15 protein-coding genes, 1 pseudogene and 1 other annotated feature are annotated in these 15,961 nt (G+C 26.9%); of the genes and pseudogenes, 4 read left to right on the forward strand and 12 right to left on the reverse strand.

The features are described from left to right. Nucleotides 1–115 precede the first annotated feature (115 nt). Entirely contained in the window at nucleotides 116–2,041 is a 1,926-nt protein-coding gene (locus tag NNC19_RS00670; RefSeq protein ID WP_310936654.1) for an ABC-F family ATP-binding cassette domain-containing protein, read from the forward strand. A gap of 52 nt (nucleotides 2,042–2,093) precedes the next feature. Here NNC19_RS00670 and NNC19_RS00675 read toward each other — a convergent pair whose 3' ends face one another. Further along, on the reverse strand, nucleotides 2,094–2,561 hold the full coding sequence (locus NNC19_RS00675; RefSeq protein WP_310936655.1) for a deoxyuridine 5'-triphosphate nucleotidohydrolase: 468 nt from the start codon (nucleotides 2,559–2,561) through the stop codon (nucleotides 2,094–2,096). Between the two features lie 146 nt (nucleotides 2,562–2,707). Continuing rightward, nucleotides 2,708–3,472 carry a SpaA isopeptide-forming pilin-related protein gene (locus NNC19_RS00680; protein WP_310936656.1) on the reverse strand — a complete coding sequence of 255 codons (765 nt, stop codon included), beginning with the start codon at nucleotides 3,470–3,472 and terminating at the stop codon, nucleotides 2,708–2,710. Between the two features lie 132 nt (nucleotides 3,473–3,604). Here NNC19_RS00680 and NNC19_RS00685 point away from each other — a divergent pair, with 132 nt between their 5' ends. Continuing rightward, a complete protein-coding gene (locus NNC19_RS00685; RefSeq protein ID WP_310936657.1) occupies nucleotides 3,605–4,315 on the forward strand; it encodes a polysaccharide deacetylase family protein in 711 nt (236 codons plus the stop codon). Between the two features lie 42 nt (nucleotides 4,316–4,357). On the opposite strand, the gene NNC19_RS00690 is transcribed toward NNC19_RS00685, so the two are convergent. The 5 genes and pseudogenes from NNC19_RS00690 to NNC19_RS00710 form a co-directional block, all read right to left on the reverse strand. Next, a complete protein-coding gene (locus tag NNC19_RS00690; RefSeq protein WP_310936658.1) occupies nucleotides 4,358–4,873 on the reverse strand; it encodes a tryptophan transporter in 516 nt (171 codons plus the stop codon). A 56-nt stretch (nucleotides 4,874–4,929) separates the two neighbouring features. Continuing rightward, nucleotides 4,930–5,162 (reverse strand) — a binding site (T-box leader). Nucleotides 5,163–5,590: 428 nt separating this feature from the next. Beyond that, nucleotides 5,591–5,779 carry a DUF4250 domain-containing protein gene (locus NNC19_RS00695; protein WP_396136384.1) on the reverse strand — a complete coding sequence of 63 codons (189 nt, stop codon included), beginning with the start codon at nucleotides 5,777–5,779 and terminating at the stop codon, nucleotides 5,591–5,593. 31 nt (nucleotides 5,780–5,810) lie between these two features. Beyond that, the gene (locus NNC19_RS00700) at nucleotides 5,811–6,683 is read right to left on the reverse strand and encodes an ATP-binding protein (RefSeq protein ID WP_310936659.1); all 873 of its coding nucleotides are present in this window, start codon (nucleotides 6,681–6,683) and stop codon (nucleotides 5,811–5,813) included. 62 nt (nucleotides 6,684–6,745) lie between these two features. Beyond that, nucleotides 6,746–7,237: pseudogene (locus NNC19_RS00705) on the reverse strand (acyltransferase); the annotation flags it as partial. Between the two features lie 295 nt (nucleotides 7,238–7,532). Then, the gene (locus NNC19_RS00710) at nucleotides 7,533–7,955 is read right to left on the reverse strand and encodes an HIT family protein (protein ID WP_310936661.1); all 423 of its coding nucleotides are present in this window, start codon (nucleotides 7,953–7,955) and stop codon (nucleotides 7,533–7,535) included. A 249-nt stretch (nucleotides 7,956–8,204) separates the two neighbouring features. On the opposite strand from NNC19_RS00710, the gene NNC19_RS23480 reads away from it, so the two are divergent. Further along, complete coding sequence (locus NNC19_RS23480) at nucleotides 8,205–8,825, forward strand: lysoplasmalogenase family protein (protein WP_396136388.1); 621 nt, start codon at nucleotides 8,205–8,207, stop codon at nucleotides 8,823–8,825. Between the two features lie 34 nt (nucleotides 8,826–8,859). On the opposite strand, the gene clpA is transcribed toward NNC19_RS23480, so the two are convergent. Then, nucleotides 8,860–11,073, reverse strand: a complete 2,214-nt coding sequence (clpA, locus tag NNC19_RS00720) for an ATP-dependent Clp protease ATP-binding subunit ClpA (protein ID WP_310936663.1) — start codon at nucleotides 11,071–11,073, stop codon at nucleotides 8,860–8,862. 11 nt (nucleotides 11,074–11,084) lie between these two features. After that, a complete protein-coding gene (locus NNC19_RS00725; RefSeq protein WP_310936664.1) occupies nucleotides 11,085–11,384 on the reverse strand; it encodes an ATP-dependent Clp protease adaptor ClpS in 300 nt (99 codons plus the stop codon). Nucleotides 11,385–11,544: 160 nt separating this feature from the next. On the opposite strand from NNC19_RS00725, the gene NNC19_RS00730 reads away from it, so the two are divergent. After that, entirely contained in the window at nucleotides 11,545–12,858 is a 1,314-nt protein-coding gene (locus NNC19_RS00730; protein ID WP_310936665.1) for a hemolysin family protein, read from the forward strand. Nucleotides 12,859–12,950: 92 nt separating this feature from the next. On the opposite strand, the gene NNC19_RS00735 is transcribed toward NNC19_RS00730, so the two are convergent. From NNC19_RS00735 to NNC19_RS00745, 3 genes are all read right to left on the reverse strand, one after another. Further along, complete coding sequence (locus tag NNC19_RS00735) at nucleotides 12,951–14,027, reverse strand: helix-turn-helix transcriptional regulator (protein ID WP_310936666.1); 1,077 nt, start codon at nucleotides 14,025–14,027, stop codon at nucleotides 12,951–12,953. Nucleotides 14,028–14,278: 251 nt separating this feature from the next. Further along, nucleotides 14,279–15,607 (reverse strand): DUF2812 domain-containing protein, encoded by a 1,329-nt coding sequence (locus NNC19_RS00740; RefSeq protein WP_310936667.1) that lies wholly within the window; start codon nucleotides 15,605–15,607, stop codon nucleotides 14,279–14,281. After that, nucleotides 15,604–15,921 carry a PadR family transcriptional regulator gene (locus tag NNC19_RS00745; RefSeq protein WP_310936668.1) on the reverse strand — a complete coding sequence of 106 codons (318 nt, stop codon included), beginning with the start codon at nucleotides 15,919–15,921 and terminating at the stop codon, nucleotides 15,604–15,606. Before NNC19_RS00745 ends, NNC19_RS00740 begins: the two co-directional genes overlap by 4 nt. Nucleotides 15,922–15,961: the final 40 nt, after the last annotated feature.

A 15,961-nucleotide genomic window follows, 5' to 3' on the forward strand; every position in this document is an offset into this window, starting at 1 on the left:
TAATTTCTTAGAAATTGCTATGACAACAGTTAAATAGTATAATTAACTAAGATATCTGGGTAAAATTTATTTACTTAATTATAGTTTACCCAAAATTTAGCCGGAGGAAAAGTAAATGATTGTTTTAAGTTGTAAAAATATTAGCAAAAGCTACGGAATAGATGAAATTCTTAAAGATGTAAACATATCTATCAATGAAGGCGATAAAGTAGGTATTATCGGAGCTAATGGTGAAGGTAAATCTACTCTATTTAAAATTATTTCTAGGCAAATCAGTTATGATAATGGAGAAATATTCATTGATAAAAATAGAACTGTGGGATATCTTGCCCAACACTTAAACCTTGAAACAGAAAATACTATATATGATGAAATGCTATCAGTATTCTCTGACCTTACAAATTTAGAAGAAAAAATTATATCCTTAGAAAGTAAAATGAACGAACCATATAGTGAAGACAAGGCAGATTATCACAATAAAATAATTAAAGATTATACAACAGCTCAAGAGCTATATTCTAATAGAGGTGGTTATACATATAAAGGAGAAATTAGTAGAGTTCTTAAAGGATTAGGTTTTCTTGAAGAAGATTTTGATAAACAAATTATAAAATTAAGTGGTGGACAAAAAACTAGAGTTGCTCTTTGTAAATTACTTCTTCTATCACCTGATATTTTGCTCTTAGACGAGCCTACTAACCATTTGGACCTTGAAGCTATTGAATGGCTTGAAGAATATTTAAAATCATATAAAGGTACTGTATTAGTTATATCACATGATAGATTTTTTCTTGACTCTGTAACTAACAGAACTTTTCAAGTTATTAATGGTCATGTTAATACATATAATGCACCTTACACTAAGTATTTAGACCTTAGAAAAAAAGATTATGAAACACAATTAAAAGCTTATAACCTTCAACAATCTGAAATTAAAAGGCAAGAAGCAATAATAGAAAAGTTTAGATCTTTTAATAGAGAAAAAAGTATAAAAGCTGCTGAAAGTAGAGAAAAAGTTTTAGATAGGATGGAAAGAATTGATACTCCAGATAAAGAGAGAGATGCATCTAAAATTAAATTTGAAACCTCTGTAAAAAGCGGATTTGATGTCTTACATATAGAAAATTTAAGTAAAAGTTTTGAAACTAAACATTTGTTCTCTAATGTCTCTTTAGATTTGAAAAGAGGCGAAAAATTAGCTTTAATCGGTGAAAATGGCAGAGGTAAAACAACGTTATTTAATATTATAATGAATAAAGTAAAGCCTGATAAAGGAGTAAAAACATTAGGCGTAAATGTGAATTTAGGATACTATGACCAAGAACAATCTAATTTATCAGAAAATAAAACAATTCTTGATGAAGTATGGGATGACTTTCCTGAATTAACAACTTCTCAAATACGTGGAGTCTTAGGGTCATTTTTATTTACTGGAGATGATGTTTTTAAAACTATTGACAAATTAAGTGGTGGAGAGAAATGTAGGATAAATTTATTAAAATTAATGCTTTCAAAATCTAATCTTCTACTACTAGATGAACCTACAAATCATCTTGATATTATGTCAAGAGAAGCTTTAGAAGATGCTATTTTAAGCTATGATGGTACTTTAATTGTAATATCTCATGATAGATATTTTTTAAATAAAGTAATAAGCAAAATCATTGAATTAGAAGAAGATGGTTTATCTGAATATCTAGGTAATTATAATTACTATGTTGAAAAGAAAGCAAATCCTCAAAGATTTGATACCTTAGAAGCAATAGCTGGTGGAAAAACCAAAACTCAAATCAAAGAAGATAAAAAGAAAAAACGTGAAGCTGAAAAAGAGGAAAAGGCAAAAAAATTAAAAATAAAAAAGTTAGAAGAAGATATAAGTAAAGCAGAAACTGCACTTACTGAACTTCAAGAATCTTTATGCTTAGAAGAAATTTATTCAAATCCTAAGGAAAGTGAAAGGGTTAATAAAGAAATTAAGCAAGTTGAAGGCACTATTGAAGAGCTTTATTCAGTTTGGGAAGAACTTAATGAAGAGATTTAATTCACAAAAACTGGATTTGAATTCAAATCCAGTTTTTGTAAATGACAATCTACTATTTTATCCCAGTGGTACCAAATCCTCCACGATCAGCATTACCAAAAGACTCTACTTCTTCAAACTCTATCTCTGGCATAACTTCCATTATTCTAAATTGACCTATTTTATCACCTTTTTTTATCCAGGATCCCTCTATTTCTATCCCATCAGAAGATTTCTCTTTATGTTTACCTTCTAGGCAAAATATAGGCATATGCCACTGATCATTATCTCCTATGTATGTATCATCAACAACACCTACAGAATTAGTTTGTATTATTCCCCATGTTTTAAATGTTGAACTTCTAGGTGCCAAGTGAGCTTCCCAGCTCTTAGGCAATTCTAATGCAAATCCTAATGGAATCATTGCTCTTTCAGATAATTTTACAAATATATCTTTATTGGCATATACATCAATCCAATTTCCTTTTGTGATTTTTTTTAATTTTGTTGCATCTTCAAAATATTTAATTCTTATTTTCATATTGAATATCTTCCATTCTTTTTTTATTTATACTTTTGTATATTTATTTTATTATTATAACAAAAATTTAACTATATGATAATAACCACTATATTCTAATATTAAAAAAAGGTCTATTTTTCATAAACCTTTTTTTAAATCTCTATTTAATAGTATTGATTTTGTTTTATTGTATTTATAACATATATTGTACTTTCTCTATTAAACTTATCTATTTTAACTTCATTCCATTTAATATATGAAGGTTTTTCAAAATAAGTTTTATCAATAAATTCTATAATCCTATAATTACCCTCTTCTACATCACAAAATACAACTTTCCCTTCATCATCTGTTTCTCTTGACTCTACCAGAATAGGGCATAAACCATTAATTTTATAAAGATTTATTCTTACTCCTTTCAATTTTGGATTTTCTCCATCTTTTAAAATTGAGTATACTGTTATTTCTCCACCTTTTTCCTTTATTTCTTTCTTCTTTCTTTTCTCTTTTTTCTCTTTTTTCTCTTCTTTTTCTTCTTTGTTATAATAGCTGCACCCTTTTATATATTCACTCCACTCATCTTTGCAATTATCCCACTTGTCATCATCAAAATCAAAAGATGCAAAATGGTTATCACTCTTATCTTTAGGACTTTCTTCTTCTCGACTTAAATCATTCTCAGAATCATATTGTTTTTCATCATCAGAATCCTCTATATTTCCAAATACACAACTTTCCGATCCACAAGTATAATTTTTATTTGTCCCATCTGCATAAGTTATTTCAAAATTGACGATTAAATCATCCGACTTAGGAATCTCATCTTTTGGAGCATTCTTCCCAATATATTCATTCATAAACTTCTCTATTACAGGGTCATTTTTCTCCATATTTGTAAAATATGCACTTTGAATTTTATCATCTTTCACCAAAAAAACCTCCTTAGTATTCTTCAATACTAAAATATGAGAAATAAAGAACATATGTGATTTTTCTTTGAATAAAAAATCCTTTTTGAAACATACTAAATTGGACAAAGATTTTAATATGAAGGTGATAAAATGTTAAAAAAATTTATTAAACTAACTACTGCTATTTCTACTATAATTTTAACATTCAACCTAACCACAATTAATGTTTTTTCTGATGAAAGTAATTCAAAAACAATATATCTTACTTTTGATGATGGACCAGCTAAAAAAATAACTGAAGAAACTTTAGATATTTTAAAAAAGGAAGATGTTCCTGCCACATTCTTTATAATAGGTGATCAAATTAAAGGTCAAGAAAAATTACTCATGCGTATGAAAGACGAAGGTCATTCCGTAGGATTGCATAGTATGAGTCATGATAGATGCAAATTATATTCAGGTAATAATAATTTTTTGAAAGAAATGCTTGAAGAGAGGGATTCTATAAAGGAAGTTATAGGCATTGATTGCAATATTTTAAGATTTCCTTTTGGTTGTAATAATAGAACTTTTCATTTAACTCCTGATTTAGTTGATATAATTCATAAAAATAATCTTAAAATTTATGATTGGAATGTTGATACAACTGATGGAGCAAATGTTGGGGCCTCTCCTTATAAATATGTAAAAAATGCTAAAAGTAATAAAGAAACAGTTTTTCTTTTAATGCATTGTGGTTATATTAACAAAACTTCTCCAAAAGCTCTTCCTGAAATTATAAAATATTATAAAGATAAAGGTTATAAATTTAAAGCAATTACTGATGAAACAGATGAAATTTTTCATTATATATCAAAATAACTAATAAAACAGCGCTAATTTATTTTAACGCTGTTTATCTTTTCAATTCATATTAAATCTTGTCTGTTTTATAGCCCTCTCTACAACTTTAAATATTATAACACCAACAACTACATTAACAAGAGCAGTTGGTATTACTATAGCTATTATAGGAACCATTATAGATCCTGATATTCCATAGATTGTTGCTAGTGATACAAGGAACGTTAATCCACTTATCATTGTACCTAAAAGTAATGCTATTATTACTTGTATATTCTTATTTAATTTTTCTCTAAGTGGTAATAATACTAAATACATAGCATTACACGTTACTAGCTTATCTATGACGTTAGGTAATTGCCCACCTGGAGTTTTTGTGGTCATTGCTGTAAAAATACCAATTATAATACCTGTAATAATAGTTGTTTTGTAATCTTTGTTTAATAACATTATTATAAACAACATTGCAACTGCAAAATCTGGTTGTGCTGGTAGTCCAATATTCGGTGCTGCTATGTGTAATAGTACGCCTATTGCTATTAAGATTGCATTAATAATCATTTTTTTTGTATTCATTTCTATTTCCCCCAATTAATTAATTTTTTTTATAAAAAAAACTCCATCCTATAATAATATAGGACGGAGATATCCGCGGTACCACCTAAATTGCACATAACATGCCTCTCTTCAAGTACTAACATACTCTATTTGCTATAACGTGCAACCCCCGGCTAAACTACTCTCAAAAAAGATTTCATATTGCTCTTCAAAGGCCCATTCACCATTAGCATAAGTACTGAAATTCCACCATCTTCAGCTCTCTAAAACCTTGCACCTGGATACTATCCCTTTTCATCAGATTTAATAACTATGTTATAATATATTCTATTCATTTTATAAAATTTTGTCAATACAATTCATTATTTTTTTGCTAGTAATTTTTAGTTTGTATAATATTTTTATCACTTATTTGATTTTTTTAATAATAAATTTATAAAACAAAACTTTATTTGCAGTATATAATTTATTCTTCAGTTTTTTTACTTTCTTTTTTATCTTTAGCTAATGATAAAACTAAAGCTGTTGTTGCTCCTAAAAAAAGTAGTAATTTCCCAGTCTTCTTCAAATTCATTATATTACCTCCATAATTATTATAAACTTTAGTATATTATACATTATAGTCACATATATATACTAGATGTATCAGTAATATTTATATTTTTCCAATTTACAAAGTATATTTATAAAAGAAATGATACATTTTTTTTATTACCAATAAATATAAACTAAAATTTATTTAAATTGATTTGTTTTTTTGTCATATGTATAACCTGTACTTTCTAATTTTTCTAATACTTCTTCTTTTGAAATTCCTATATCATCACATAAATCTTCTAAAGAGTTAAAATAATCTCTAAGTTTTAAATTTAATATGCTTAATAACATATCAGTATCCATAGAAATTAACATATCTCTATCCACAACATTCACTCCTTAACATCTTCAATTCTAATTATTCTTTATCTTCATCATAAAAATCTAAAAATGAATATTTAACTTCATCTTTTTCCCATCCAAGTATTGAATCCATGCTCACATTAGCTGCTGACTTGAATATTGACTTATCTACACCATCAAATTTTGTTTTAAGTTCTTTTATAAGTTCTTTTATCTCATATCTTTTATTTCCAATTTTCTTCGCTGCAATCATACATGCACAATTCAAAGGCCAGATTCCACTATAATTTATAAATCTTTTTATAGATTCTTCCTCAACATAATACAATGGTCTTATAAGCTCTAAATTTTCAAAGTTTTTAGCCTTAAGTTTTGGAAGCATAGTTTTAAAATTTCCACCATAAAGGACATTTAACAAAGTTGTTTCTATAACATCATTATAATGATGCCCTAAAGCCAACTTATTACATCCAAGCTCTTGAGCTTTTGCATATAACGATCCTCTTCTCATTCTTGCACACAAATAACATGGATAATCCTGTGCCATTTTATCCACTACTCCAAATATTCCTGATTCATATATATGTGCATCTATATTTAAATACTCTAAGTTATCTTTTAAAAGTTCTTTTATTTGCGGATGATATCCTGGATCCATTGCTATGAACTCTAAATCAAACTTTACTTGCCCATGTTTTTGTAACTCTTGAAATAACTTTGCCATAAGTATACTATCTTTTCCACCTGAGATAGCAACTGCAATCTTATCTCCTTCTTCAACAAGATTATAATCCTTAACTGCTTTTACAAATTTAGACCAAATTGTTTTTCTATATCTTTTTACTATACTTCTTTCTATTTCTTTTAAGGGTTTCTTTTCTTCTTCTGGAATTAATCTTTCACACCCTTGACCTGCTATATTACTCATATTAACACCTCATTTTTATATTAAACATAACTATATCACACTAATTTATTTTATAAAATTTATTAATAAGACTTCTTTTTACTTAATCTAAAAGATTTACTAGCATATTTCATAAATTTTGATTCAAATTTATAATAACTTATTAATGACAAAATAACTGTTACAAATGATACAGAAATTATCATAACTACACTTCTATTAACTATATTACCTAAAATATTAAACTTTTTGAATATACCTGTTAATAAAAAATGTACTACTGGATGTAAAAGATACACCCCATATGTAGCTATCCCAAATAATTCAAATGGCCTTCCAATAACTTTTGGAATATCTATTTTTAACTTATAAAATTCAACAACAATTACAAAACATAATAATGAAAATATCACTCTCCACCATAGTGTTGTTATAACTATTTGATTTCCTATTAAAGGAATAAAACAAAATAACCCCAAAGCAATGAATAATATAATATCATTCAAATATTTATTAATTTCAATATTTTTCAAATTATAATATATTGCAATTCCTCCAATGTAAAAGAAAAGATTGTTAAAAGTATTTTTACAATATCCTTTGTTTTATTCCAAATATCTAATTTAGCTTACTACATCATATCAATTTTCAATGAACATTATATCATTATATATTACAATTCACAATTTACAATAAATAATCCACAATTATTGTTGAAATTTCCAATGTTCTTTTATAGTCTTCTTTTATTTTACAAAATGAAAAATATGATTTCAAAATTCGTTATAAAATAAAAAAAGTGGCTTAGCCACCTTTTTTATCAGAATTGAAAGTTGAGAATGAAAAACAAAAACTCTCACTTCTCTATTATTATAAGCTTTTTTTGATAGTATCAATCAACTCTTCATACTCAGCATCTGTTAAATAAGTCTTTTGATGGTTCATTGTAAATGTTCCACCAAATTCTGGTCCACCTTCATACTTAGGTACAATGTGAAAATGTAGATGCTTCATAGTATCTGCATAAGCTCCATAGTTTACTTTCGCTGGTGAAAAAGCTTTATGAAGTGCTTGTCCAACAGTTGCAATATCTTTAGCAAACCCATTTCTCTCTTCTTCTGTTAATTCGAACATTTCACTTTTATGACCTTTAAATGCTATTAAACATCTACCTCTATGTGTTTGTTCTTTAAATAAATATAATATTGATGATTCTAATTCACAAATTTCAATCATTAAATCTGATAATCTGCTATCTTTTACACAGTAAAAACAATCTTTATCAAAACTCATTTTATATCCTCCTCATTAAGTCAAATTTTATTTAATCTGTAATAATCTTATTATACTACTTTGTAACACAGTATTCCACAATGTGTATTTTTTAACAATATAATTCATACAATCATTATCACTTTTTCTAATTTATTGTATAATTATAATAGATATAATTTATAAGGAGTATTTGCAATGTTACCATTTATATTTTTCATATTAATGCTAATTCTACTTTTCCCTCTAGGGTACTTCAATATATTTCCAATGGGTCATTATGAAGTATTTTTTAAAACCTTATGTAGTTTATGCTTTGTCTTTTGTTCTTATTTTAGTTTTAAAAAATCTCATGGAAACAAAACATATTTTACTCTAATGTTTTTGGGATTAATATTTTGCTTATTTGGAGATATTTTTTTAGCTTTTTCTGGCAATGAATTTTTTCTTTTAGGTGTATGTAGTTTTGCTTTCGCTCATATTTTTTTTATTTCAGGATTTATATATCTAACAGCATTTACCTTTAAGGATTTTTTATTATATATTTTTCTTATAACTTTATCTATATCCTTTATTTTGCTTAAGGATGGGTTTGTTTTTAAAGATATGTTAACACTTGTCCTAATATATGCTTCTATACTTGTTTTTATGGTTACAAAAGCACTTTCTTTATTAAAATTGCGAAAGGAAAATAAGATTTTTACTTTTCTCACTATAACAGGTGCCATATTATTCTTTATTTCTGATTTTATTTTGCTATTCCTTGTTTTCTATAACGATTGTCCTATTATATTTAGTTATGTTAATCTTTTTGTTTATTATTTAGGGCAAGGATTACTGGCACTTAGCTTTATAAAATGTTTTAAAAGTAAAAAGAAACAAAGAGCTTAGATTAATTATTTCTAAGCTCTCTGTTTCTTATAATTTAATTTTCTTCACCTATTTCAATAATAACTTTCTTATTAATGCAATTTACTCTACACTTACCACCTTTTTTTAGTTTACCAAATAACATTTCATCAACTAATAAAGGTTTTATCTCTGTATCTATAACTCTATTAATTTCTCTAGCCCCATATTCTTCACTAGTTCCTTTTTCTTCAATAAAATCAGAACATGCTTTTGATAAAGATAATTCAATTCCTTTATTTTTTAGTTTCTCACTTAATATTTTGAATTGCTTTTCCACAATCTTTATTGCCATACTCTTATTCAATCCATTAAATATAACTCCCTTAGTTAATCTATTCCTAAACTCAGGAGTAAATGTTCTTTTTACTTCATCATTTATTACATCTGTATTAATATGTCTTTCTCCAAATCCTATAAGAGATTTATTAAGTTTACTTGCTCCTGCATTAGAGGTCATTATTAATATTACATTTCTAAAATCAGTTTTTCTCCCCTTATTATCTGTAAGCGTTGCATAGTCCATAACTTGAAGTAAAATATTAAAAATATCACCATGAGCTTTTTCAATTTCATCTAAAAGTAATACTGAATGAGGATTTTTTCTAACAGCATCAGTTAACAATCCCCCTTCTTCATAACCTACATATCCTGCTGGAGCTCCAATAAGCTTTGCTACTGTATGTTTTTCCACATATTCACTCATATCAAACCTTATTAGTTCTATATCTAAAGTTTTGGCTAACTCTTTAGCAATTTCAGTCTTACCAACACCTGTAGGTCCTACAAATAATAAACTTGCAACTGGTTTATTATCATCATTTAATCCTGCTCTAGAAAGCTTAACTGCATTTACAACTTTCTCTATAGCATCATCTTGTCCAAATACTTGTGATTTAAGCTTCTTTTCTAAACTACCTAATTTCTTTACTTCATCACCTTCTACAGTTTGCTTTGGAATATTACATATCTTTGAAAGAACTTCCTCAATAAGCTTCTTATCAACAGTTTGAATCTTTTTATTTAAAGGATTCATAACTCTATAAGCTCCAGCTTCATCAATTAAATCTATAGCTTTATCTGGTAAATATCTCTCATTTATATACTTATCACTAAGGGTGACTGCATGTTCTATTGTTCCTTTACCATATTTAACATTATGGTAATCTTCATAATATTTTTTTAGTCCATTTAAAATTTCAATACTTTCTTCTATTGATGGTTCTTTAACATCTATATTTTGAAATCTTCTAGTTAAACTTTTACTACTTGCAAAATGTTTATTATATTCCTCATAAGTAGTAGCTCCAATAAATCTAATTTTTCCTTCTGTTAAATATGGCTTTAACATGTTAGATGCATCAAAGGAACCTCCTCCTATAGATCCTGCCCCTACAATATTATGAATTTCATCTATATATATGATAGGTTTATCTTCCTTTGCTACCCCATCCATAATCATCTTAAATCTTTTTTCAAAATCTCCTCTATACTGAGTGCCTGCAAGCATTGTCCCTAGATCAATTGAAAACACCTTTGAATTTTTCAGCTTTTCAGGAACTTTTCCTTCATTAATAAGCTTTACTAATCCATTTGTTATAGCAGTTTTTCCAACTCCTGCTTCTCCTATATGGATAGGATTATTCTTATACCTTCTACAAAGTATCTGCATTGTTCTTTCAAGTTCTTTACTTCTACCTATAAGTGGATTTGTTTCTTCAACTCTATCATTAAGACAAGTAATATATTGTTTCCAACTTAAATTTTGCTCTTCACTTAGTTCTGTTTTTTCTATTTCTTCTTTATGTGTATCATCTATCTCACACATTTCATAAAGTAAATTAGTCCATTCTATTCCTTGAGATGATATATAGAAAACAGCAAAACTTTCTTTTAAATTCATTATCCCTGCTAGTATATGTGTAAGCTCAATTTCTTCTTTTCCTGAAGATGCAGCCTGCAAACTACCATAAGACAACACTTCATTTAATCCACTGCTAACTATAGGATCCCCATCTAGAATTTTATCTATATTTTCTTCTAAATAACTTTCTAAATCACTTCTAAGTTTATTTATATCCCCATTACAATTTTTAAAACTTTGTTCAAAGCTATTATTAAATGTAATTGTGTATAAAAAGTGTTCTGGAGTAATATATTCATGGTTTTTATCTTTAGCAAATCTTATCATTTTTCCAAGTAAATCATTTACTACATTAGAATACTTCATTTTTAATCCTCCTATACTTCTTCTACTTTTATTCTAAAAGGATAACCTTCTTGCCTTGACAATGAAATAGCTGTATCTGCTTTTGTCTTTGCTATATCATAAGAATATATCCCAACTACTGCTTTCCCACCTTTATGAACACTCATCATAATTTGTACTGCTTCTTCTTCACTTTTTTTAAATATATTCTCTAATATATAAACTACAAATTCCATAGGTGTAAAATCATCATTATACATTACTACTTTGTATTTTTTAGGCTCCTTCATTTTAACCTTGTTTCTCTCTTTAATTGATGTATTTGTTGCCATTTTGCCTCCCTAAAAACTTTCATATGTTATATTTTATATTATAGCAAAAAAACATTAATAGATTCTTATATATCATATATATTTTAAAATTAATATCTTTACTATTAACGTTTTCTATGTTATCATAGCTATAAAATTTTATTTTTGGAGGAATTAATTAATGGAATTAGAACCCGAGCCGGCAAATATAATGTCGCAAATAATCTTAATAGTCATCTTAACAGCAATTAATGCATTTTTCTCTTCTGCAGAAATGGCTATAGTATCTTTAAACAAAAACAAGATGAAAATGCTTGCAGATGAAGGAAATAAAAAAGCTAAATTTTTACTAAAACTTATGGAAGAACCAACAAGGTTCTTATCAACAGTTCAGGTAGGAATAACACTTGCTGGATTCTTTTCAAGTGCTTCCGCTGCTACAGGAATATCAGGTAGTTTATCCATATATTTAGATAAGCTTAATATCCCGTATAGTGGACAGATATCTTTAGTTGTAGTTACTATACTACTTTCTTATGTAACTTTAGTATTTGGTGAATTATTCCCTAAAAGAATAGCACTACAAAAAGCAGAAGCTATTGCGATGTTTTCTATAATACCTATTGTATACATATCTAAAATAACAGTACCATTTGTAAAGCTGCTTTCAGCGTCAACTGGAATCTTAATTAGATTAACTGGCCTTGAAACAGATGACTTAGATGAAAAGGTATCAAAAGAAGAAATTAAATCAATGATTGAAGTTGGACAAGAACATGGAGTCATTAATGAAACTGAAAAAGAAATGATAAATAGTATATTTGAGTTTGATAACAAATTAGCTGATGAAGTTATGACTCCAAGAACTGAAGTATACTTAATTAATATAGATACTCCAATTAAAGAATATCTAGATGAACTAATACTTGAAAGATATTCAAGAATACCAGTATACGAAGGTGATACTGATAATATAATAGGTATTCTTTATATGAAAGACTTTATAGTTGAAGCAAGAAAACTTGGTTTTGAAAATATAGATATCAGAAGTATCTTACACCAACCTTATTTTGTGCCTGAAACTAAAAATATAGACGAGCTATTTAAAGAATTACAATCATCTAAAAATCATATGGCCATATTAATAGATGAATATGGTGGCTTCTCTGGTATAGTATCTATAGAAGACCTTATTGAAGAGGTTATGGGAGATATAGAAGATGAATATGATGAAGATGAATTAGATATAAAGAAAATTGATAATAATACCTTTTTAATTGATGGTATGCTTTCAATTGAAGATTTTAATGAGCATTTCCATATGAAAATTGAAAATGACAATTTTGATACTATAGGTGGATTTATAATAACTCTTCTTGGACGTATTCCTGAGAGCTTAGATAAAGCTGATATTAAATATGAAAACTTTATCTTTAATATAGAAGAAATTAAAGATAAGAGACTTCAAAAAATAAAACTTCGCATAAAAAAATAAGTTAAATAAACTCTATACATATTACTCTTATTTTTTAATTTGATATTAATTATAGCCTGCACCTTACAACTTAAGGCACAGGCTATTTTTTATCACTTTATTTTAGATAACTTTCTAATGCATTCCTTATATCTATCTTTATCTTTAACAAAATCAAATTTCTTATCTAATGTAATAGATAATTTCAAACTATTTTTAAGATACTCTTCTGATATTATTTTATCTCCAGCTTCCATTGTATTAAAATATTCATTATTTGCTAAACACTTTGATGCTGGCTCCATATGTCTAACTGATTCAACATACTCTTCTAAATACTTTAATGTTAGTTCTTCATTTTTTATTAGTGTATAGGCTTCAAGAAATACTAAATAATTTGTTGGAAGCATAACGTTATCTAAATCAAAAAGTTGAATAATATTTTTACATTTTCCAGCTAACTTTAAAGCAAATTCATAATTCTTTTCTTCAATAGCCAAATTAAACATAGCATGAAGATTCATTAATGTACTATTAATATTTTTGTATAAATTCTTATGTTCTATCTTTCTAGCTTTTTCAAATTCTTTTTCCTTTATATAAATTGAAGCTAATATAATATCTGATTCATACTGTGTTTTAGGAAAAGACTCTAATATCTCTATAGCTTCTTTAGTCTTACCTGTAATATTATATAATGAACTTAAATAAACAAGAGCAGCTTGTTTCACTTCTAAATCTGAACTTTTACTTGCTTCTTCTGATAGTTCTATAGCTCTATTTAAAGATTGATCTTGCAATTTTTCCTCTTGAGACCTAGCTAAATACATGAAAAATAAATGAGCTATCCTTATTTTTAATAGATTATTATTAGGATATTCTCTTAAATAATCTTCACTAAACTTCATGGCTTCACTGTATTTTATACTTTCAAATCTTTCTGCACATTCTTTTGCTATTTTTACTACTTCTTTCTTAGTTAAATCTTTCTGAAAATCTAGTAATTTATCTGTTGATATATTAAAGTACCTAGCAATTATAGGCAAAAGAGTTATATCAGGATATGATATTCCACTTTCCCATTTAGATACTGCTGGAGTGGATACCCCAACTGCCTTTGCCAACTCTTCTTGGGTGATACCTTTTTCTTTTCTTAATGAACTAATTACTTTTCCTATCACTAACTCCATATTTCTACTCCCTATTTTCTATTTAGAGCTCTATGGGATTATTATACATGTTTTTATAAATATGCCCAATAGATAGATAATTAACTTTTACTCATATTATTTAACCAACAGTTAAACACTCAAATGAAATTTCTAGGAATTATTAGCACTATATTCTTGTATGGTAATATTCTATAGAATATATATGGTGATATTCTGAAGAATATGCTGTAAAAATGCGCCTTTACAAGATTTAACCACTTAATTTTCAACTAAAATAACTTTTTATATACAATATCTAAAAATTCTTCATCATTAAAATTCTTGAGATTTTTTGATGTCTCTACTACTCTATTTTGTGATACTAATATAAACTTTCTTTTATTATCTGTTTGATATACTTTAATATTATTCATACCCTGAAATTTCACTTCATTAAGCTTAAGATCTTTCATTTCTTTCTTTTTTACAAGCCTATCATATCGTCTAAGTATAGATGCTTCATAAAATTTAATTACCCAAGGATGATTACTTTCAAAGACATCATAACTTAATTTTTCTTCTCCATTCTCATATGAATAATCTTCTCTTTTAGCTAAGATACTTTCTTGATAAATAAATGGGTTAGTTTTCTCATCTTTGTTTTCTATTCCAAAATCTAATAATGTTAAAGTCTTATTTTCAGTAGTTCCTATTTTTTCATTTATAAACTCATTATTAATTACAAACATTGCCATAAGCATTATGACTACTAAAATAGAAACTAAAAATCCCCCAATAGTTATTCCTATATTGCTTTTTTTTGAAAGTTTACTTATTCTAATAAATACTGCTGTTCCTATATTTATTACAATAGGTACAATAAAGATTAAAAATAATGTTTCTCCACTTGTATTATTTTTCAGTAAATCAAAAATAAAGTAGATGACTATTGAAGAAATTACAATTACTTCAAAAATTAATTTAATTAAACTCTTTATACGAAACTGTTTATATCCACTATACTTAATTGGTTCATCATCTTTTTTTCTTTTCAAATATTTAATTCCCCAAATCAAGAAATTAGTAATTTCTATAATATTAATTCCTAGAAGAAATATCCACATTAATACTGCAAATAAAGCAAAATTAGATGAGAAAGTATAATCTAAACTAATTCCTAATTGAGTATATAAAAAAAATATTCCACATAAAACTATAACAATTTGATTAATTATATTGCTTGAAAAATACTTGTAAATTAACTTGAACTTCTCTTTTTCATCTGTATGAAGAGGAATAATTACTTTATCATCATACTCTGTATAAAATACCTGAAGTTTGCCTACCTCACATACAAAATTCCACCCAGCTGCTGTGCAATATTCTCTATATTCTAAAGCAGCATCACTATTTTTCCTATCAAACATAGAAACTTTCTTTACAACTTCTACTGAATATTTTAATTTTTTAGGCTCAATTCTTTTAAATCTAAAAACAAAACTTGTAGCTGAGACTAATAACCATCCTTTTTCAGCCACCTTTTCTAGATACTCTCCTAAAGCTGCACATTCATATGGCTGATAAAATAGAAATTTAGTTTTTGTATCTTTTCCTATCATAAATCTTCACCTATATACCCTTCCCCATCCTTAACTAAAGTTTTTAATCTCTTATACTCCTCTTGAAGTATATTTCTTCCTTTATCAGTAATAATATAACTTCTCTTTCTTCCTTGTACTTCTGTTTCCCTTATAATATCCTCTGATTCAAATTTTCCAAGGAGAGTATATAATGTCCCTGGTCCAACTTTTACTCTTCCATTTGATATTTTAATTACATCTGCCATAATATCTACTCCACATTTTTCTTCTAATAGTGAAATTAATATATAATACATTGGCTCTGTTAGATTTTGAAATTGCTCTCTTGGCATCTTTTTCACCTCTTTAATATCGATACTCGATATTAGTGAT

This window comes from Clostridium sp. SHJSY1 (assembly GCF_031626875.1).
Taxonomy (GTDB): domain Bacteria; phylum Bacillota; class Clostridia; order Clostridiales; family Clostridiaceae; genus Clostridium.